Origin of the sequence: Kitasatospora herbaricolor, assembly GCF_030813695.1 — a bacterium.
GTDB lineage: Bacteria > Actinomycetota > Actinomycetes > Streptomycetales > Streptomycetaceae > Kitasatospora > Kitasatospora herbaricolor.
In genome coordinates this window covers 1246244-1263951 of the sequence record NZ_JAUSVA010000002.1, presented here as the reverse complement: position 1 = coordinate 1263951, position 17708 = coordinate 1246244, and the positions used below count along the sequence as shown (strand labels likewise).

The following is a 17708-nucleotide window of genomic DNA, read 5'->3' as shown; positions in this document are numbered from 1 at the left end:
CCCGCTGCCGGCGGCGGTTCTCCTCCAGGTCCGACGCGGCCTGTTCGGCGTACCGCGATCGGAGCGTCGCGGTCGACGGGCTGGTCACAGCCGGTCACTCCTCCGTGAGGGGTGTCGTCGCTGCGGATGACACCTGTGCCGCGAGCGCGGGCCCCTGGAGGTGGGTGACGCGGTGGGTGTGCTCAGGCAGGTGTGCTCAGGCAGGTGTTCACCGCGAGGCCGGGTGAGGGGACAATCCCATCACTCTTCCGAGGGGTGACGAAATTCGGGCACGGATCGCTGCCCCGGAAGGGCACATGTGCGGCCGGCTCCGAGGCACCCGGTGCCACATGCCGAGGTCGTCCGGCGCCACATGCCGCAGTCGTCGGCGTCGTGGGCCGGCGGCGGAACATCGTCCGCGGGAGCGGCGAGATGCTCCGCCGGGCCCGCGTCCGTGCGGCAGCACCTGCAACGACAGGCCCGGGCAGCCTCAGCGGCCGCGACCATCTCGCCCCGCCGAGTCCCGGGCGGGGGCATGGCGGTCATCCGGCCGGGTGAGGGATCCCGGCCCGCGCGGGCGGTGTCGCGCTCGGCGCGGGCCGGGGCCGGGCGGCGTTCAGGCCTCCGGTGCTCCCGCCTCCTCCAGCGAGCCGTCCGCCAGCCGCAGCCACCGGTCCACCCCGATCGCGGTGAGGAACCGCTCGTCGTGGCTGACCACGACGAAGGCCCCCTGGTAGGAGTTGAGGGCGCTTTCGAGCTGGCCGACGCTGACCAGGTCGAGGTTGTTCGTCGGTTCGTCGAGCAGCAGCAGCTGCGGGGCGGGCACGGCGCACAGTACGCAGACCAGGGTGGCGCGCAGCCGCTCGCCGCCGGAGAGCACCCGGACCGGCAGGTGGGCCCGGGCGCCGCGGAAGAGGAACCGGGCGAGCAGGTTCATCCGCTCGGCCTCCGGCAGCTCGGGCGCCGCGGCGGTGAAGTTCTCCGCCACGGTGCGGTCCTCGTCCAGCAGGTCCAGCCGCTGGGAGAGGTAGGCGACGCGCCCGTCCGCGCGCTTGATCCGCCCGCTGTCCGGGGCGAGGTCCCCGACGAGCATCCGCAGCAGGGTGGTCTTGCCGGCGCCGTTCGGGCCGACGAGGGCGATCCGTTCGGGGCCCCGGACGGTCAGGCCGGCGCCGTCGCCGGCGAAGAGGGGGCGGCCGTCGCGCCGCACCTGGAGGTCCTCGCCGATGAAGAGGTCGCGGCCGGCGGGCACCCGGGTGCCGGCCAGGTCCAGGGTCAGGCGCTGCTCGTCGCGCAGTCCGCGCTCGGCCTCGTCGAGCCGGGCCTTGGCCTCGCCGACGCGGGCCGCGTGCAACTGGCCGGAGCGTCCGGCCGACTCCTGGGCGCCGCGCTTCATGGTTCCGGCGAAGATCCGCGGCAGTCCGGCGCTCTTCAGGTTGCGGGCGGCGTTGCCCGCTCGGCGCTCGGCGCGCTCGCGGGCCTGCTGCAGCTCCCGCTTCTCCCGCTTGAGCTCCTGCTCGGCGTTGCGGATGTTCTTCTCCGCAACTTCCCGGCCGGCCTGCACGGCCTGCTCGTAGGAGGTGAAGTCACCGCCGTACAGACGCAGTTCGTGGGAGTCGAGTTCGGCGATCCGGTCCATCCGGTCGAGCAGGGCGCGGTCGTGGCTGACCAGCAGCAGGCAGCCGGAGAAGCCCTCCAGCACCTCGTGGAGCCGGCGGCGGGCCGGCAGGTCGAGGTTGTTGGTGGGCTCGTCGAGCAGCAGCACGTCCGGCCGCTTGAGCAGCTGCGCCGCGAGGCCGAGCTGCACGATCTGGCCGCCGCTGAGGGCGTCCAGCCGCCGGTCGAGCCGCACGCCGGCCAGGCCGAGGCGTTCGAGCTGGGCCAGGGAGCGCTCCTCGACGTCCCAGTCGTCGCCGATGGTGGTGAAGTGCTCCTCGGCCACGTCGCCGGACTCGACCGCGTCGATGGCGCGGATCACCGCGGCGACACCGAGGACCTCGGCGACCGTGAGATCGGCGGTCAGGGGCAGGTCCTGCGGCAGGTAAGCGGTCGTGCCGCTGACCGTCAACGCCCCCGCGGTGGGGGTGAGTCGGCCCGCGATCAGTTTGAGCAGGGTGCTCTTGCCCGAGCCGTTGGGGGCGACGAGGCCGGTCCGGCCGGCGCCGAGGGCGAAGGAGAGCTCCTGGAAGACGGGGGTGTCGTCGGGCCAGGAGAAGGACAGCTGGGAGCAGACGACGGAGTTCTGGGACATCAGGACAACCCGGGGGGTGAGAGCGGGGCGGAGACACCTCCGCCCCGGGCAGACAGGGGGACGGGTACGACGAACCGGGCCGTCGCGTCGGGTGCCCAGCACCCGCGAACGGCCTCAGGGGCGGATCTCACCCGGAGATGTCGTCGTCACTCGCCATGTCTGCATCCACGCTTCCGTCGATGGTCTTACCGGTCGCCAGCCTAGCAGCCCCGGCCGGCGTCCCCCGGGTATTTCGGGTGTCGGGGCGGCGCCCCCGAAGTGTTCGGCGGGGCGGTCGAGGTGTCTTGACGGAGCGGGGAGCAGATGCCACCATCATAACCGTTCAGAACAGTTACTCAATTGCCCGCCGCACCTTCGGCACACATGTGCCACGGCCGAGGTGTGCCGGCGAGGGTGTTCCGGCGCGACCGTGCGATCCCGGCGGCGCGGGCCGGAGGAGGGGTGTCACATGAGGGAAGAACGCGACCGGCGGGGCCACGGAGCTCCGGTGGGACGGCGGATGCTGCTGGGCACCCTGGCGGCGGGCGTCGCCGGGATCGCCGCTGCGCCGTACCTGCAGCGCGGCTGGGAGGGCGCCCTCGGAGCCGCCTCGCAGCACGACCCCACCGGTCTCACCGGCCTGCTGCCGGACCCCGGCGGGTTCCGCTACTACAGCGTCGTCGGCTCCGTGCCGCGCAAGGACGAGAGCGACTACACCCTGCGCGTCGACGGTCTCGTCGACCGGCCGCGCACCTACACCCTGCCCGACCTGCGCGCCCTCCCGCAGACCCGCGTCGTCCACGACGTGCTCTGCACCGACGGCTGGCGGGTGGACGACACCCCCTTCCAGGGCGTGCGGCTCGCCGACCTGCTGGACGCCGCCGGCGTGCGCGCCGAGGGCGCCGCCATCCGCTTCACCTGCTTCGACGGCGCCTACAGCGAGAGCCTCACGCTGGAACAGGCCCGCCGCCCCGACGTGCTGGTGGCGCTGCGGATGCAGGACAAGCCGATCGGCCACGCGCACGGCGGACCGGTCCGCCTGTACGTGGCGCCGATGTACTTCTACAAGTCGGCGAAGTGGCTCGCCGGCATCACCGTCACCGACCGGGTGATCCCCGGCTACTGGGAGGACTACGGATATGACGTCGACGGCTGGCTCCCCGGCGCCGACCGCGGCGCCGACGCAGCCTGAGGCGGGCGGCCGGATCCGGCGGTTCAGCCGCGCCGAGCGGCTGGTCCACCGGAGCACCGGGCTGCTGATGCTCCTCTGCCTGGCCACCGCGGCCTGCCTGTACATCGGCCCGATCGCCCAACTCGTCGGACGCCGAAGGCTCATGATCACCGTTCATGAGTGGTCCGGCCTGCTGCTGCCGCTGCCCCTGCTGCTCGGCCTGCTCTCCCGCGAGCTGCGCGCCGACCTGCGCCGCCTGAACCGCTTCGCCGCCTACGACCGGCAGTGGCTGCGGGCCGCGCGGCGCCGCCTCACCCGGCCGCAGGACCGGCCGGCCGGCAAGTTCAACGCGGGCCAGAAGCTCTGGGCGGGCTGGATCGCCGGCGCCGTCCTGGTGATGACGGCCACCGGGCTGCTCATGTGGTTCACGGGGCTGCTGCCGTTCGTCTCCCGCACCAGCGCGATCTTCGTCCACGACTGCCTCGCCTGGGCCGTGGCCGTCGTCCTGGCCGGGCACGTCCGCCGGGCCCTGCGGGACCCGGAGGCCCGGCGGGGGATGCGCACCGGCCACGTCGGCCGCCGCTGGGCGCAGCGCCACCACCCCCGGTGGCTGACCGAGGACCCGCACGGCACCCGGACCGTCGAATGACCTGGCCGCCCGGCCGGACGCCCGCCGGTGACCGTGGCCGGCCCGAGGCCCCGACCTGCGGCGCAGCCGTGCCACCGGCGGTCCGCCGCGGCCGCCGCGGGACCGCCGGAGCAGTACCGCCGACGGGCGTGATCCGCCGTCAACTGACGGATGCACCGCTCCACCGCGCCGGGCCACTGTTGGTCCCGTCGGCCCCGGAGGAAGCGGGTGCCCTCCCGAGCGGGCACCCGACCACGGCCGACGGCCGGCCCACCGCCGTGCGCGGACCCCCTGCCCGTCCCGAACACCCACGCCCGCCGTGGTGCGCCCGGGTGCCGACTGCGACAGCTCACAACCATGAACGGAACCCGATGAAACGACTTGTGACCGTACTCGCGGCCGCGGTGCCCTGGCCGCCGCGCTGTACGTACCGGCCGCCTCGGCGGCCGCGGAGAACACCACCGCCCGGTACAGCTGCACCGCCCCCGTGCTGGACGCGCCGGCCGGTACCCGGGTGGAGGGCGTCACCGCGGTGGCGCACGCCGCGGGCACCGTCGACGTACCGGCGGTCTTCCCGCTGGGGGAGAACCACGTCCCCGACGTACCGGCGTTCTGCGACGTCACGGTGACGCTCACCCACCCCGGCCAGGGCGACCACGCCCACGTCCGGGTCTGGCTGCCGCAGGAGAACTGGAACGGCCGGCTGCAGTCGGTGGGCGGCAGCGCCTACGCGGCCGGCGACTACGGCAGCGACCTGGCCGGGGCGGTCAAGGGCGGCTACGCCGCCGCGACCACGGACGCGGGCGTCGGCTCGTACCTCGACACGAGCTGGGCCCTCGACGCCGGCGGCAAGGTCGACACCGGGCTGCTGGAGAACTTCGCCTCGCGTTCCGAGCACGAGGCGGCGGTCCTTGCCAAGCAGGTCGTCGCCGGCGTCTACGGTCGCGCCGCCTCCTACGCGTACTTCACCGGCTGCTCGACCGGCGGGCGGCAGGGCTACGCGGAGGCCCAGAAGTACCCGGAGGACTACGACGGCATCCTCGCCAACGCCCCGGCCGTCGACTGGGACGAGTTCGAGGTCGCCACGCTGTGGCCGCAGGTGGTGATGAACGAGCAGAAGACCTACCCGACCGGCTGCGAGTTCAAGGCCTTCACCGACGCGGCCGTCCAGGCCTGCGACCCGGACGACGGCGCCGTGGACGGCCTGCTGGCCGACCCGGGTGCCTGCGGCTACGACCCGCGCCGGCTGATCGGCAGCGCCGTCGAGTGCGACGGCCGGCAGCTCACGATCACCGCGGCCGACGCCGAGGTGGTCCGCCGGATCTGGGACGGGCCGCGCACCCCGTCGGGGCAGAAGCTGTGGGCCGGCGTCCCGGTCGGCGCGGATCTGGGCGCGCTCGCGGGCACCACGGTCGACGCCGGCGGGCAGCGGGTGGGCGCGCCCTTCCCGGTCCCGGCCGGATGGGTGTCCTCCTGGGTGCAGAAGCAGCCCGTCCCCAACGTCCCGGCCATCACCTACGACCGGTTCGCCGAGCTGTTCAAGCAGTCCCAGGCCGAGTACGACAAGATCATCGGTACCGACGACCCCGACCTGACCGGCTTCCGCGAGGCCGGCGGCAAGCTCCTCACCTGGCACGGCACCGCCGACCAGTACATCCCCGCCGAGGGCACCGTCCAGTACCGTCAGCAGGTCGAGCGGCGGATGGGCGGTGCGAAGAAGACCGACGACTTCTACCGCCTCTTCCTCGCGCCCGGCGGCATCCACTGCGGCCTGACCGGCACCGACGACCTCGCCGCGCTGACCGCCTGGGTCGAGCACGGCCGGGCACCCCGGACGCTGGCCGCCACCGTGACCGACGCCGCCGGCCAGGCGGTCACCCGCAACCTCTGCCCGTACCCCTCCGTCGCCCGCTACCAGGGCCACGGCGACACCACCGACGCGGCCGCCTTCCGCTGCGCCCCCCGCCGGCCGGCACTGACCCGCCGGACACCGGCCCGCGCCGCGGCCCGCGCACCCCGGTCGGGGCGCGCGGGCCGCGGCGCCGTCGCGTCCGGAGCGCGCCGGCAGCCCGGCCGTAGGGCGCCTGGCCGACCGCGAGCAGTCCCTGCGACCGAGGGCACTCCCCGGGGTCTTACGGTGACGACCGTCGGAGGCCGGCGGCTGTCAGGGCTCTGCTGCGTGACTACGAGTGGCATGGGACCGCGACACCCCTGCGTTACCTGCCCGGATGGTGACGGGGGAACCGGGCGAGGTCATCCATTCCGCAATTCATCCGGAGGGGTCATCGGAGGAGTGGGCATTGTGCATTTGCCCGTAACTTGTCAAAATGGTGACGTGATGCATGCCTTTCCCTGCGGGACCCTGCCCCTCGACTTCGTCGGGACCCTCCGTGCGCGGCGCAACGCCGTGCCGACGGAGAAGCTGGCGACCCCGGGCCTGCTCGACGCCTGGTTCGTCGAGGCTGGCATGTTCGACGCCGCGCCCGGTGCCGACGAGACCGACCTCGACATCGCCGTGGACCTGCGCGAGTCGATCTACTCGCTGGTCGCCGCCCGCCTCGCCGGCGAGCCGCTGCCGCCGCGGGCCGTCGCCGAGGTGAACCGGCACGCCGCGGGACTGCCCGTGACGCTGCGCCTGCACGCCGACGGTGCCAGCAGGACCGGAGTCGTGGCCCAGGGGCTCGCGGCCCTCGCACGCGAGACCGTCGAGATCATCGGCGGCGACGAGGCGGCCCTCCTGCGGGAGTGCGCCCGGCCCGGGTGCGCCCAGGTCTACCTCGACCGCTCGCGCGGCCACCGGCGTGAATGGTGCGCCATGAAGACCTGCGGGAACCGGGTCAAGGCCGCCACCTACCGCGCCCGCCAGCACAGCGGGGCGGGCTCGTGAGCGCGCCCCTGGAGCCGGTCCACCACTGGGACGTACGGGGTGGGGAGCCGGGCGCGTCGCATTCGCCCTGCGGGCACATGTTCCGCCCGACCGTCCGGACGCAAGGACGCACACCTGGGTGTCACACGTGTGCCGGTGGCGTCCAGAGTCTGGGCATGACCTACCGCAAGGGCCTCGTGCTCGACTTCGGCGGGGTGCTGACCACGCCGCTCGTCCCCGCCGCGCTCGCCTTCGAGGGGCGGGCCGGGCTTCCGGAGGGCGCCCTGCTCAACGCCCTCCACCTGGACGAGCAGATGATCCGCCGGACCGAGGAGCTGGAGCGCGGCACGATCACCCAGGCCGGCTGGAACGCCGAGGCCGCCCGGCGGCTCGGCATCGCGGACGACAACCTGATGGGGCGCATCTTCGCCGATCTGCGGCCGCAGGAGTCGATGATCGCGGCGGCCGCCGCCGCACGGCGGGCCGGGGTGAAGGTCGGCATCCTCTCCAACTCCGTCGGCCGGACGCCGTGGGACCTCTACGCAGGCTACGACCTGGACTACGACGCGGTGGTGATCTCCGAGGACCACGGCGTGCGCAAGCCGGAGCCCGAGATCTTCCGGCTCGTCCTCGACGCCCTCGGGCTGCCCGCCGAGCAGTGCGTGTTCGTCGACGACACCGAGCGGTACCTGCCGCCGGCCGCCGCCCTGGGTTTCGCCACCGTGCACGCCAAGGAGGCGGCCCGGACGATCGCCGAACTGGAGGACCTGCTCGGGCTGGACCTGTCGGGCCCGCACTCCTGACCCGGAGGGCAGCCCCGGTCCGGGCGTCCCTGCCGGCGGCATCGACGTGCCGGCCGTCGCCCGGAGCGACAAGCCGCGCCGGCTCGCCGACGGTGGCCGGGCTCCGCTGCCCGACCGGGCCGGCGCGGTCGGGGCCGGATGCCCGGACGCGCCTGAGTCCCTGCCCGCCGTCGGGACGGCGGGCAGGGACTCAGGTCCGGGGTGCGATGGCCGGCACCGGTACCGGCCATCGCACCCGGCCGGTGCCGCGGCCACCCTGCCGGGGCACTGCGCCGGGGCGCCTCGGCCGCGGCTGCGGCCGGGCCCCGGGTCTACCGTGGGCGGAAGCCCGCGGGTACGGTCCGCCCGGACCGGTCGGACCGTCACGGCCCGGGCGGAGGCTCAGGAGCGGGTCAGCCGGCCAGCGCGACGGCGTTGACGGTGACCGGGATGTTCCCGCGGGTCGCCTTGGAGTAGGGGCAGAGCTGGTGGGCCGCCTCGCCCAGCTCCACGGCCGTCTCCTGGTCCACGCCGCCGAGTTCGAGGCCGAGGACCGCACCCAGGCCGAACTCGCCGTCCTCGCCGTGAGTCAGCGTGACCTCGACCGTGATGGCGGTGCTCGTCAGCCGGACCTTCCGCTCGGCCGCGGCCCGGCGTACCGCCCCGAGGAAGCAGGCGCCCCAGCCGGCGGCGAACAGCTGCTCCGGGTTGGTGGCGCCGCCGGCGCCGCCCAGCTCCTTCGGGATGGCGAGCGGGGCGACGAGGAGTCCGTCGCTCGCGGCGACCTGCCCCCCGTTGCGACCTTCTCCCGTCACGGTGACCACTCCGGTGTAGCTGGCTGCCATGGCTCTGTCTCCTCATGAGTAGGGGCTTGAATCGCCCTGAAGTAACTGGTCTGACTGGTGACGATTATTGCCAGGCTTTCCGTGGGGCGTCAACCCTGCATTCGGCCTGCGGTCGAGATCGGAGGCCACTATCGGCCTGCAATCGGCTTGTTCTCTTGGTGTTGGTCGAGCGGGGCGGGATGCTTCGCCGGGGTCGAAGTTCACTGTCGGACAAATAGGTAACTGTCTTGACAGGTTACTAAGGCAGGCTGCAGGCTGGTCGGGCGTCAAGAAGTGCCAAGAGACGCCGACGATCCGAGGAGCGGACGATGAACGACGAGGGCATCACCCCCGGGGCCGGTGCGGTCCGCGAGCGCACCCCCGGTGGCACCTTCGACCCGGAGGTCCTCTGGAGCACCTGGGCCACCGTCGACCCGTTGCTGGCGCTGAGCCTCGGCCCGAGTCTGGACCCGCGACTCGGACGATGGTCCCGGGGTGGTGACGAACGTCCTTGAGCCACCAGGGATGTGCCCGTTCGTCGTCGGGCGGGTGTGCCCCGACGAACGGAATTCTCGTCCGCCGCGACCCTCGGCGTCCTGCGTCGTCCGACGGTGTTCGCCGTGACACGTGTGCCGCCGGTCCGGTGCGTCATTCGACGGATGCGCGCGGGCGAACGGTCGAGGAGGCGGACATGATCGCGTACGACCGGCTCCGCTTCGCGGCTCCGGCACCGCGCAGCGGGTCGGCGGGGGCCACGACCGGGTCCCCGTCCGCCTGCGGCTGCCGCCCTTGCCTGCCCCCGGGGGAGTCCTTCCGCGGATGCGTGGGTCGTTCGGCCGACGCGTGGTGCGCCCCCACCGCCGCTACGGGCGGCGGGAGTTCCGGTGTCCCGCCCGGGGCCCGGCGGCCCGGCGGCGCGGCGCGCCGGACCGGGTGACCTCACCGACCGACCCGGATCCGGTGACTCAACGCCGGAGGCCTGCCTTCCGACGGTCAACTGACTGATGTCGCGGCCCCGCTGTGCGGTCCAGAGTGAGGGCGACCGGGCAGGCCCCGGCACCGCCCACGAAGCCCCGCGCTCTCCCGGGCCACCCGTCGCCCCCCGCACATCCACCTGGAGCACCCATGACAGTCGTCAACCTGCATCTCGTCTCCTCGCTCAGCCCGTCCGCCGTGCTGGCGGTGCTCACCGACTTCGGCCCCGGCCGTCCCGAGGCCTGGCCCAGCATCGACGCGGAACACTTCGAGGTGCACGGCGTGGGGGAGAACTGGGCCGAGGTGACCGAGGGCACCGCCGCCGCCTGGGAACGCGCCCGCTACGACTGGGAGCCCGGCGGCGACGAGGTCACCATCACCACCCTCGACTCCAAGCTCTTCGGGCCGGGCGGCGGCTGGCTCTTCCGCCTGACCCCCGAGGGTGACGGCACCCGCGTCGACGTCCGGCTGACCAGGACGCCCGGCAGCCTGAAGGGCAAGGTGCTGGCCTCCCTGCTCCCCGTCGTGGCCCCGGCGTCCCTGCGCAAGTCCTTCGCCGGGCCGCTGAAGGCCAACTGACCGCCGGCCGAGGGCGGGGCGGTCGTGGACACGTCGTAGCGGGTGCCGACCACCTTGTCCCCGACGACCACCTCGTCCCCGCGCCCGGATCCGCCTGGCGAGGCACAGACCGGCGGCACACCTGTCCGGCACACCCGTCCACCACACCCATCACCCGACTCACGCCACCAGCAGATCAGGAGACCCCCCATGGCCCGTACCAGCGTCACCTTCGACAGTGCCGGCATCGACATCGCCGCCCACCTCCACACCCCCGACGCCCCGGCCGCCGGCCCGTGGCCCGCCCTCGTGGTCGGCCACCCCGGCACCAGCGTCAAGGAGCAGTCCTCCGGCCTGTACGCACGGCAGTTGGCCGAGCGCGGCTTCGTCGCCCTCGCCTTCGACGCCGCCCACCAGGGCGAGTCCGGCGGCCTGCCCCGCGGTCTGGAGGACCCGGCCAAGCGGGTGGAGGACTTCAAGGCCGCCGTCTCCTTCCTGGGCCTGCGTCAGGAGGTCGACGCCGAACGGATCGGGCTCCTCGGCATCTGCGCCTCGGGCGGCTACTCGCTGGCAGCGGCGGGCGGCGACCACCGGGTCGGGGCCGTCGCCACCGTCAGCGGCGTGGACGTGGCCCGCCAGTTCCGGCTCGGCGCCGACGGCACCCAGGACCCGGCCGTCTTCCGGGGCCTGCTCGACGCGGCCGCCCGGGCCCGTACCGCGGCGGCCCGCGGCGAGGACCCCGGCGCCCTGCCGGTCTTCCCCGAGAGCGCGGAACAGGCCCGCGCGCTCGGCGGGGAGCACGCGGTGGAGGGATTCGAGTACTACTGCACCGCCCGCGGCCGGCACGGGCGTTCGGCCAGGACCCTGGCCTGGCCGAGCGTCGACAAGCTGGCCTTCTTCGACGCCTTCCACGCCGTCCCGCTGATCGGCCCCCGGCCGCTGCTCCAGATCGTGGGCAGCCGCGCCGTCACCGACTGGATGGCCGTCGACGTCCACCAGCGCGCCACCGGCCCCAAGGAGCTGTACCGGATCGAGGGCGCCAGCCACGTCGACCTCTACGACCGCGAGGAGCACGTCGACGCGGCCGTCGAGAAGCTCACCGCGTTCTTCACGGCGAACCTCTGAGCCTCGCGGAAGGGCAGGTGCGCGGCCGGGTTCAGAACCAGCTGTCGAGCCACAGTCTGGCGCGCCAGTCGGCGTACGGGATGCTCTGCCCCGTGTAGACCGGGACGAAGTGGACGAAGTTCCAGCCGATCAGCAGGACGAGCACCAGGGCCACCACTACGCCCCGGACCCGGCGCCGCTCGCTCGCCCCCGGCGGCCCGGGCAGGGCTCCCAGCATCATCGCCACGGCCAGGCTCAGGTACGGCACGAAGGCGACCGCGTAGAAGGAGAAGATCGTGCGGTCCTGGTACAGGAACCAGGGCAGATAGCCGGCCCCCACCCCGCACAGGACGGCGCCGGCGCGCCAGTCGCGTCGCAGCGCCCATCGGAAGAGGAGGTACACCAGCGCGCAGCACGCCGACCACCACAGGAGCGGCGTGCCGAGGGCCAGGACGGTCTGCGAGCAGGCGGTCGCCGCGTGGCAGCCGGCCGTGCCGGGCTCCGCCTGGGTGTAGTGGAACAGGACGGGACGCCCGAGGACCAGCCAGCTCCAGGGGTTCGACTCGTACGGGTGGGGCGTGCTCAGCCCCACGTTGAACTCGTACACCTGGTACTCGTAGTGCCACAGGCTGCGGAGCGCGGCGGGGACCCACGACCAGGTGCCGCCGCGCCCGTCCGCCCAGTGCCGCCCGTACCCCTGGTCGGAGCGTAGCCAGCCGGTCCAGGTCGCCAGGTAGGTCAGGGCGGTGACCAGGACGAGGGACAGCGCCGACCCGAGGTCCTTGCGCAGCACCGCGCGGTAGGGGCGGTGCGCGCCCGCGGTGCGGCGGGCACCGGCGTCCCACAGCAGGGTGAGGACGAGGAAGAAGGCGAGGAAGTACAGGCCGTTCCACTTGACCGAGGCCGACAGGCCGAGGAAGGCGCCGGCCGCGAGCCGCCACGGCCGCGGGCCCGTCCCGGCACGGGCGGCGGTGCGCCCGTCCGGGCGCGCCGGGCCGTCCCCGTCGGACGGCAGGGCGGCGGCGAGCCGGGCCCGCGTGCGGTCCCGGTCGATCAGCAGGCAGCCGAAGGCCGCCAGGGCGAAGACCATCACGACGAGGTCGAGCAGCGCGGTGCGGCTCATCACGTAGTGCAGGCCGTCCACCGCCATCAGCGCCCCGGCCAGGCAGCCCAGCACGGTGGAGCGGAACAGGCGGCGGCCGATGCGGCAGAGCATCAGCACCGACAGCGTGCCCAGGGCCGCCGTCATGAAGCGCCAGCCGAACGGGCCGAGGCCGAACATCCACTCGCCGAGGGCGATCACCCACTTGCCCGCCGGAGGGTGCGCGACGAAGGCCCCGGCGTCGGAGAGCGGGATCACCTGGGGCCGGCCCAGGATCTGCGGGTCGGCCACCAGGCGGTCCGGCCAGCTGCCCTCGTAGCCGAGCCGCAGCAGGGACCAGGCGTCCTTGGCGTAGTACGTCTCGTCGAACACGACCGCCCGCGGGCTGTCCAGCCGCCAGAAGCGGGCCAGCCCGGCGAGGAGGGTCACCAGCAGCGGACCGCCCCAGCCGGACCAGCGCGCCATCCGGCGCAGCGTCGCCGGGGCCGGCCGGAGCGGGCGACGCATCCGCGACCCGGGCTCGGGGAACGGGGCCACCAGACGGTCGCGCACGGAGAGCTGCGGGCGGGCGGCGTACCCGGCGCGGTGCAACCGCCGCTCCCACGAGGTCGGACGGCGGTCGGCCGCCGGCCCCGGCGGGCCGGTGGGGGCGGTCGCGTTCTCGGGTATCACGTGGTGGGCCTTCTCCTCGGGGAGGGCGGGACGAGCGGGGGAGGGGTGCCCGGCGGCCGGCGGGTCGCCCGCCGTCGGGGCGGTCCTCACCCGACGGGACCGCCCGCGCCCGGCCGGGGCGCCGGCCGGGTGGCCGAGATCCGGGCCGGCCCCGTCGCCGGCCCCGGCGTCGACAGGCCGTACGGTTCCGGCGCCCCTTCGGCGGTGGAGGCTGGGCGGCCGGGTGACGTCATGGTCACCGACCCGGCGGAGACCAGGGGAAGGGGCCGGGGGCCGGCCGGCCCGCCCCGGGTGAAGGAACTCGCGACGACCAGCAGCGCGACGCAGAGTCCGGCGGCGGTCAGTACCGATCCGGCGGCCTTCCACGCCGTCCGGACCCGCTTCCGGGCCCGCACGCCGGCGTGCAGGCGGTCGCGGTGGCGGTCCTCGTAAGGCGTTTCCTCCTGTCCCTCGCGCATCATCCGTACCAGCTCCTGCTCGAAGCGATCCATGGCTCCCCTGGTCACCCGACCCTCCTCATCCGACTCGTCCCGCCCGACTCGTCCCGCCCGAGTCGCCTCGCCCGACTCATTCCGCCCGCACGCGTCACCCCGCGCGATCCACCCCGCGCGATCCACCTCCTACGGTCCGCACCCCCGGCCCGCACCCACGGCCCTCCCGGCCGGACACGTTCCTCACTCGACCGGGCTGACGGCCTCCGCCAGCAACTGCCGCAGCCGCGCGACGCCACGGGCCGTCAGCGACCGGGCGGTACCCACCGGGCACCCGAGCGCCTCCGCGACCTGCCCCTCGGGCAGGTCCTGGTAGTAGCGCAGCACCACCGCGGCCCGCTGCCGGGCCGGCAGCAGCGCCAGCAGGGCCTCCAGCCTGGTGCGCTCGTCCGCCGCGGCCGCCTCGTCCGCCGCTGCGGGCGGGTCGGGCAGCCGGCCGACGGGCTGCTCGCCCCACCAGCGACGCCGCGCCGACCGGGCAGCCGCACGGGCCAGCACCTTCCGTACGTAGGCCTCGGGCGCCTGCTCGGCCACCCTCGGCCAGGCGAACCACAGCTTGACGAGCGCCTCCTGCAGCAGGTCCTCCGCCCGGTGCCGGTCCCCGCCGGTGAGCAGCCGCGCCAGGTGGAGCAGCGCCGGCCAGCGAGCCGCCACGAAGCGGTCGAACTCCTCGACCCGCGCCTGCCCCGTCACCCTCGACCCCTTGCCTCCCCGCCGAGCACGCCGGCCCCTGCCGCACTCCCGTGGGGAGCGGTGCGGCGCACGCGTCGCGGACGACGTGCGCCGCCCCACGACCACGGACGCGTTCCTGTACCCCTGTTAAGGCGCTGGACCTCGCTCCGCTATGCACGTCCGGGCTATGACGTGGGTCACACCCGCGGTGCGCCCGGTCGGCGGGTTGGGTTCAGGGCCACCTTGAGCCGGATGGCGCGCGGTCACGCTCCGGCGCGGGCCCAGGTGCTGGCCCTGCTGCACCTGGTCGGGACGGAGCCCACCTGGTCGGGACGGAGCCCGTCTGGGCCGGGCCCTGCCGGGGCCACGGTGACCGGTGGCGACACGCCACCGCCGTCCCTTCCGGCCCGAGCCTGCCGGCGGGCGGCGGTGCCGCCCCCGGCGCCGACCGGCTCCGCGCCGGTGAACATGCACGAGGAACGACGTCGCTGCCCGGGGCAGGGCGTCGGATGTGGCAGTCTCGTCGGTGATCGAGTTCGTGGCGGAGCCCGTCGGCAGGGCAGGCCTCCGCTCGCGGCGGCGGATTGTCAGACCCCCGCAGCATCATGGGTCAGGACACCGTCGGCCCGGTCGGCTGACCGGTCAGGGGCGCAGCGACGAGTTCCTGCGGCCTTCTCACCAACGTTGTCCGAGCACACCGGAGGAACACGTGGCTCAACTGTTGAGGGTCCAGAACTTCATCGTCTCCAGTGACGGCATCGCCGCCGGTGAGGACCAGAGCTTAGAGCGGCCGTTCGGCTACGACCATCCCGAGAAGCTCTTCGCCTGGGCGGGTGCGACGGCGAGCTGGCCCAATCGCACGGAGCCTGGGGGGAGCCGGGGTCTCGACGACTACTTCACCCGCGACTTCGCCCGCAACATCGGCGCCGAGATCATGGGCCGCAACAAGTTCGGGTTCCAGCGCGGGCCCTGGCAGGACCACGAGTGGCGCGGCTGGTGGGGCGACGAGCCGCCGTTCCGTACCCCGGTGTTCGTGATGACCCACCACTGGCGTCCCTCCTTCACCCTCTCCGACACCACCTTCCACTTCGTCGACGGAGACCCGGCCACGGTTCTCGAACGGGCGCGCGAGGCCGCGGAGGGCAAGGACGTCCGGCTCGGCGGCGGCGTGACCACGGTGCGGGAGTTCCTCGACGCGGACCTCGTCGACACCATGCACGTGGCGGTCTCGCCGGTGAAGCTCGGGTCCGGACTGCACCTCTGGCAGTCCCCCGACGAACTGCTCGACCGCTTCCACCTGGAGGTCGTGCCCAGCCCGAGCGGCGTGACGCACCACCTGTTCTGGCGGAAGTGACCCACCCTCAGGGCCGGTCCGACGGCTGCCGCCCGGCCGCCGTCGGCCCGGCCGGGCCCGGTGGGGCGCACGGCGAGCGGACGGCGACCGCGAGCGGTGCTCGGGGCGACGACGAGTGGGGCAGAATCACCGCATGCGGATCCTGATCGTCACTGCCGGCTCACGGGGAGACGTCGCGCCGTTCACCGGCCTGGGGCGGCGCCTGCTGGACGCCGGGCACGAGGTCGCGGTGGCCGCCCATCCGTCCTTCGCCGCACTCGTCGGCGGGTGCGGCCTCGCGCACCGGCCCATGCCGGGCGACCCGCAGGAGCTGATCCGGTCCTGGGCCCGGGCGGCGTCACGGGAGGAGGCCCGGGCGCTGACGGCGGCGTACGCGGACGGGCTCGCCGACGGCGTGGCGACAGCCGTGGCGGACGGCACCGACCTGGTGCTCACCGCCTTCGGCCCGGCACCGCTCAGCCGGTCGGCCGGCGAGGCGCTGGGCATCCCCGTCATCGAAACCCACCTCGTACCGGGGGTCGCCACCAGGGAGTTCCCGCTGCCCGGCGCCTCGGCCGCCGAAGGCCTGGGGCCGGAGGGCAACCTGGCCGCCGGACGCGAGACGGTGCGACGCCGGGACACCCTCTTCGCGCCTGCCGTGACCCGGCTCCGCGACCGCCTCGGGCTGCCCGCGGGCGGACCGGCGCAGCAGGGGGACGACGCCCGCCCGGTCTTCGCCGGCTTCAGCCCGACGGTGGTGCCGCGACCGGCGGACTGGCCGTCCCGGGTCGAGGTGACGGGCTACTGGTGGCCTCCTCGGCCGGACGGCTGGAGCCCCCCGGCCGAGCTGGCCGACTTCCTCCGGGCCGGCCCGCCGCCGGTGTTCATCGGGTTCGGCAGCATGGCACCGGGCGAGGGGGAACGCCTCAGCGAACTGGTGGGAGCCGCGGTCAAGCGGGCGGGCGTGCGCGCGGTGGTGCAGGCGGGATGGGCCGAGCTGAGCGGCGGCGGTGACGACCTCCTGGCGATCGGCGACGTCCCGCACGACTGGCTCTTCCCACGCACGGCCGCCGTCGTCCACCACGCCGGCGCGGGAACGACCGGAGCCGCGCTGCGCGCCGGCGTGCCCGCCGTGCCGGTCCCCGTCATGGCCGACCAGCCCTTCTGGGCGGACCGGCTCCACCGGCTCCAGGTCGCCCCCCGGCCTGTGCCGTTCCAGGACCTCGACGCCGAGAACCTCGCCGCCGCGATCACGGCCTGCGTGACCGACCCGGCCCCCCGCCGCCGCGCGGCCGAACTCGCCCGCCTGATCGCCTCCGAGGACGGCGCCGGCGCCGTCCTCGCCCACGTCGCCACGTTGGGGTGACGGGGGAGCGGGGCTCGGAAGGAGACGATCTCCGCGCTCGCGGCCCGCGTGGTGTACCTGGCGACCGACGTGGCCGATCTCGCGGAAGGCGAGCAGGCGACGTCCTACCATCAGGAGATCGAGCGGCAGATCAGGACGTCCGGGGTGAGCTGGACGGTCGTGCGGGCCGTCGACTTCGCCACCAACACGCTCGGGTGGGCCGACCCCGCCGGCCCGCGCCGCCGCCCGGGGGAGCGCCGCAAGACCCCTGCGCGCAGGTCACCGCCGACCGGTCGGGCCGGCCTCGGCGGTGAGGTCACCAGCCCAGGTGTATTCCATCTGGCGGGCGGTGCGGCGGGCGAGCTCTTCGCCGAAGAGCCGGCCGACGATGTGCAGCGCGGCGTCGATGCCCGCGCTGATCCCGGCGGAGGTGACGATGTCGCCGTCGTCGACCCAGCGGACGTCGGTGCGCACCCGGACCTCGGAACGGCGCCGGGCCAGCTCCTCCTGGTCCTCCCAGTGCGTCGTGGCCGGGCGGCCGTCCAGAGCTCCGGTGGCGGCCAGCAGGAAGGCGCCGGTGCAGATGCTGAAGGTCAGGGCGGCGGTCCGCCGGCGCCGGGCCAGCCAGGCGACGACGTCCGCGTCCGCCTCGACCGCCGTGGTGACGCCGCCGGGGATCACCAGCACGTCGAAGGGCGGATCCTCGTCCAGGGTGTGGTCCGCCACGATCCTGAGTCCTCCGCGGGCGCGGACCGGGCGGCGGGTCGCCGCGACCGTGAGGACGCGCAGCAGGGGCTGGTCGTCGGTGGTGCGGGCCAGCCGGCCGGCGGTGCTGAAGACCTCGAAGGGGCCACCGAGGTCGAGGACCTCGACCTCGTCGAAGACGAGCATGCCGAAGACGCGGGGAGCGGTGCGGTCAGGGTGCATGCCCTCAGGCTCGGGCCTCGTGGCCCTCGTCCGGGAGTGTCGGAAACGA

15 protein-coding genes are annotated in these 17708 nt (G+C 74.4%); 9 read left to right on the top strand and 6 right to left on the bottom strand.

The window, feature by feature from the left end; translation table 11 throughout:
• Positions 1-595 precede the first annotated feature (595 nt).
• A complete protein-coding gene (locus tag J2S46_RS05955; protein WP_191294539.1) occupies positions 596-2230 on the bottom strand; it encodes an ABC-F family ATP-binding cassette domain-containing protein in 1635 nt (544 codons plus the stop codon).
• Positions 2231-2678: 448 nt separating this feature from the next.
• Here J2S46_RS05955 and J2S46_RS05950 point away from each other — a divergent pair, with 448 nt between their 5' ends.
• The 4 genes from J2S46_RS05950 to J2S46_RS05935 all read left to right on the top strand — a co-directional run bounded on the left by J2S46_RS05950 (position 2679) and on the right by J2S46_RS05935 (position 7677).
• Positions 2679-3401: a molybdopterin-dependent oxidoreductase gene (locus J2S46_RS05950; RefSeq protein ID WP_191294538.1), complete on the top strand. Its 723-nt coding sequence runs from the start codon at positions 2679-2681 to the stop codon at positions 3399-3401.
• Complete coding sequence (locus J2S46_RS05945; RefSeq protein ID WP_191294537.1) at positions 3349-4029, top strand: cytochrome b/b6 domain-containing protein; 681 nt, start codon at positions 3349-3351, stop codon at positions 4027-4029. The genes J2S46_RS05950 and J2S46_RS05945 overlap by 53 nt, the downstream gene beginning before the upstream one ends.
• A 466-nt stretch (positions 4030-4495) precedes the next feature.
• Entirely contained in the window at positions 4496-6895 is a 2400-nt protein-coding gene (locus J2S46_RS05940) for a DUF6351 family protein (protein WP_307348950.1), read from the top strand.
• 155 nt (positions 6896-7050) lie between these two features.
• Entirely contained in the window at positions 7051-7677 is a 627-nt protein-coding gene (locus J2S46_RS05935) for an HAD family hydrolase (RefSeq protein ID WP_191292750.1), read from the top strand.
• 392 nt (positions 7678-8069) lie between these two features.
• On the opposite strand, the gene J2S46_RS05930 is transcribed toward J2S46_RS05935, so the two are convergent.
• A complete protein-coding gene (locus tag J2S46_RS05930; RefSeq protein WP_191292749.1) occupies positions 8070-8501 on the bottom strand; it encodes an Ohr family peroxiredoxin in 432 nt (143 codons plus the stop codon).
• 308 nt (positions 8502-8809) lie between these two features.
• Between J2S46_RS05930 and J2S46_RS05925 the strand changes: the two genes are divergently transcribed.
• From J2S46_RS05925 to J2S46_RS05915, 3 genes are all read left to right on the top strand, one after another.
• The gene (locus tag J2S46_RS05925) at positions 8810-8995 is read left to right on the top strand and encodes a hypothetical protein (RefSeq protein WP_191292748.1); all 186 of its coding nucleotides are present in this window, start codon (positions 8810-8812) and stop codon (positions 8993-8995) included.
• Positions 8996-9605: 610 nt separating this feature from the next.
• A complete protein-coding gene (locus J2S46_RS05920; protein ID WP_191292747.1) occupies positions 9606-10034 on the top strand; it encodes an SRPBCC family protein in 429 nt (142 codons plus the stop codon).
• A gap of 189 nt (positions 10035-10223) precedes the next feature.
• Positions 10224-11138, top strand: coding sequence for an alpha/beta hydrolase (locus J2S46_RS05915; protein WP_191292746.1), 915 nt, complete (start codon positions 10224-10226; stop codon positions 11136-11138).
• Between the two features lie 31 nt (positions 11139-11169).
• Here J2S46_RS05915 and J2S46_RS05910 read toward each other — a convergent pair whose 3' ends face one another.
• The 3 genes from J2S46_RS05910 to J2S46_RS05900 form a co-directional block, all read right to left on the bottom strand.
• On the bottom strand, positions 11170-12891 hold the full coding sequence (locus tag J2S46_RS05910; protein WP_191292762.1) for a dolichyl-phosphate-mannose--protein mannosyltransferase: 1722 nt from the start codon (positions 12889-12891) through the stop codon (positions 11170-11172).
• Positions 12892-12977: 86 nt separating this feature from the next.
• Complete coding sequence (locus J2S46_RS05905; protein WP_191292745.1) at positions 12978-13397, bottom strand: cellulase; 420 nt, start codon at positions 13395-13397, stop codon at positions 12978-12980.
• Positions 13398-13565: 168 nt separating this feature from the next.
• Complete coding sequence (locus tag J2S46_RS05900) at positions 13566-14075, bottom strand: SigE family RNA polymerase sigma factor (protein ID WP_191292744.1); 510 nt, start codon at positions 14073-14075, stop codon at positions 13566-13568.
• Between the two features lie 688 nt (positions 14076-14763).
• Between J2S46_RS05900 and J2S46_RS05895 the strand changes: the two genes are divergently transcribed.
• The gene (locus J2S46_RS05895) at positions 14764-15408 is read left to right on the top strand and encodes a dihydrofolate reductase family protein (RefSeq protein WP_191292743.1); all 645 of its coding nucleotides are present in this window, start codon (positions 14764-14766) and stop codon (positions 15406-15408) included.
• Positions 15409-15541: 133 nt separating this feature from the next.
• On the top strand, positions 15542-16753 hold the full coding sequence (locus tag J2S46_RS05890) for a glycosyltransferase (RefSeq protein WP_191292742.1): 1212 nt from the start codon (positions 15542-15544) through the stop codon (positions 16751-16753).
• Between the two features lie 258 nt (positions 16754-17011).
• On the opposite strand, the gene J2S46_RS05885 is transcribed toward J2S46_RS05890, so the two are convergent.
• The gene (locus J2S46_RS05885) at positions 17012-17659 is read right to left on the bottom strand and encodes a DJ-1/PfpI family protein (protein WP_191292741.1); all 648 of its coding nucleotides are present in this window, start codon (positions 17657-17659) and stop codon (positions 17012-17014) included.
• Positions 17660-17708: the final 49 nt, after the last annotated feature.

Excerpts from the sequence above, each read along its gene's own strand:
- J2S46_RS05925 (WP_191292748.1), top strand. The coding sequence starts at position 8,810 with ATGAACGACGAGGGCATCACCCCCGGGGCCGGTGCGGTCCGCGAGCGC.
- J2S46_RS05885 (WP_191292741.1), bottom strand. The coding sequence starts at position 17,659 with ATGCACCCTGACCGCACCGCTCCCCGCGTCTTCGGCATGCTCGTCTTC.
- J2S46_RS05955 (WP_191294539.1), bottom strand. The coding sequence starts at position 2,230 with ATGTCCCAGAACTCCGTCGTCTGCTCCCAGCTGTCCTTCTCCTGGCCC.
- J2S46_RS05930 (WP_191292749.1), bottom strand. The coding sequence starts at position 8,501 with ATGGCAGCCAGCTACACCGGAGTGGTCACCGTGACGGGAGAAGGTCGC.
- J2S46_RS05890 (WP_191292742.1), top strand. The coding sequence starts at position 15,542 with ATGCGGATCCTGATCGTCACTGCCGGCTCACGGGGAGACGTCGCGCCG.
- J2S46_RS05950 (WP_191294538.1), top strand. The coding sequence starts at position 2,679 with ATGAGGGAAGAACGCGACCGGCGGGGCCACGGAGCTCCGGTGGGACGG.
- J2S46_RS05945 (WP_191294537.1), top strand. The coding sequence starts at position 3,349 with ATGACGTCGACGGCTGGCTCCCCGGCGCCGACCGCGGCGCCGACGCAG.
- J2S46_RS05915 (WP_191292746.1), top strand. The coding sequence starts at position 10,224 with ATGGCCCGTACCAGCGTCACCTTCGACAGTGCCGGCATCGACATCGCC.
- J2S46_RS05935 (WP_191292750.1), top strand. The coding sequence starts at position 7,051 with ATGACCTACCGCAAGGGCCTCGTGCTCGACTTCGGCGGGGTGCTGACC.
- J2S46_RS05920 (WP_191292747.1), top strand. The coding sequence starts at position 9,606 with ATGACAGTCGTCAACCTGCATCTCGTCTCCTCGCTCAGCCCGTCCGCC.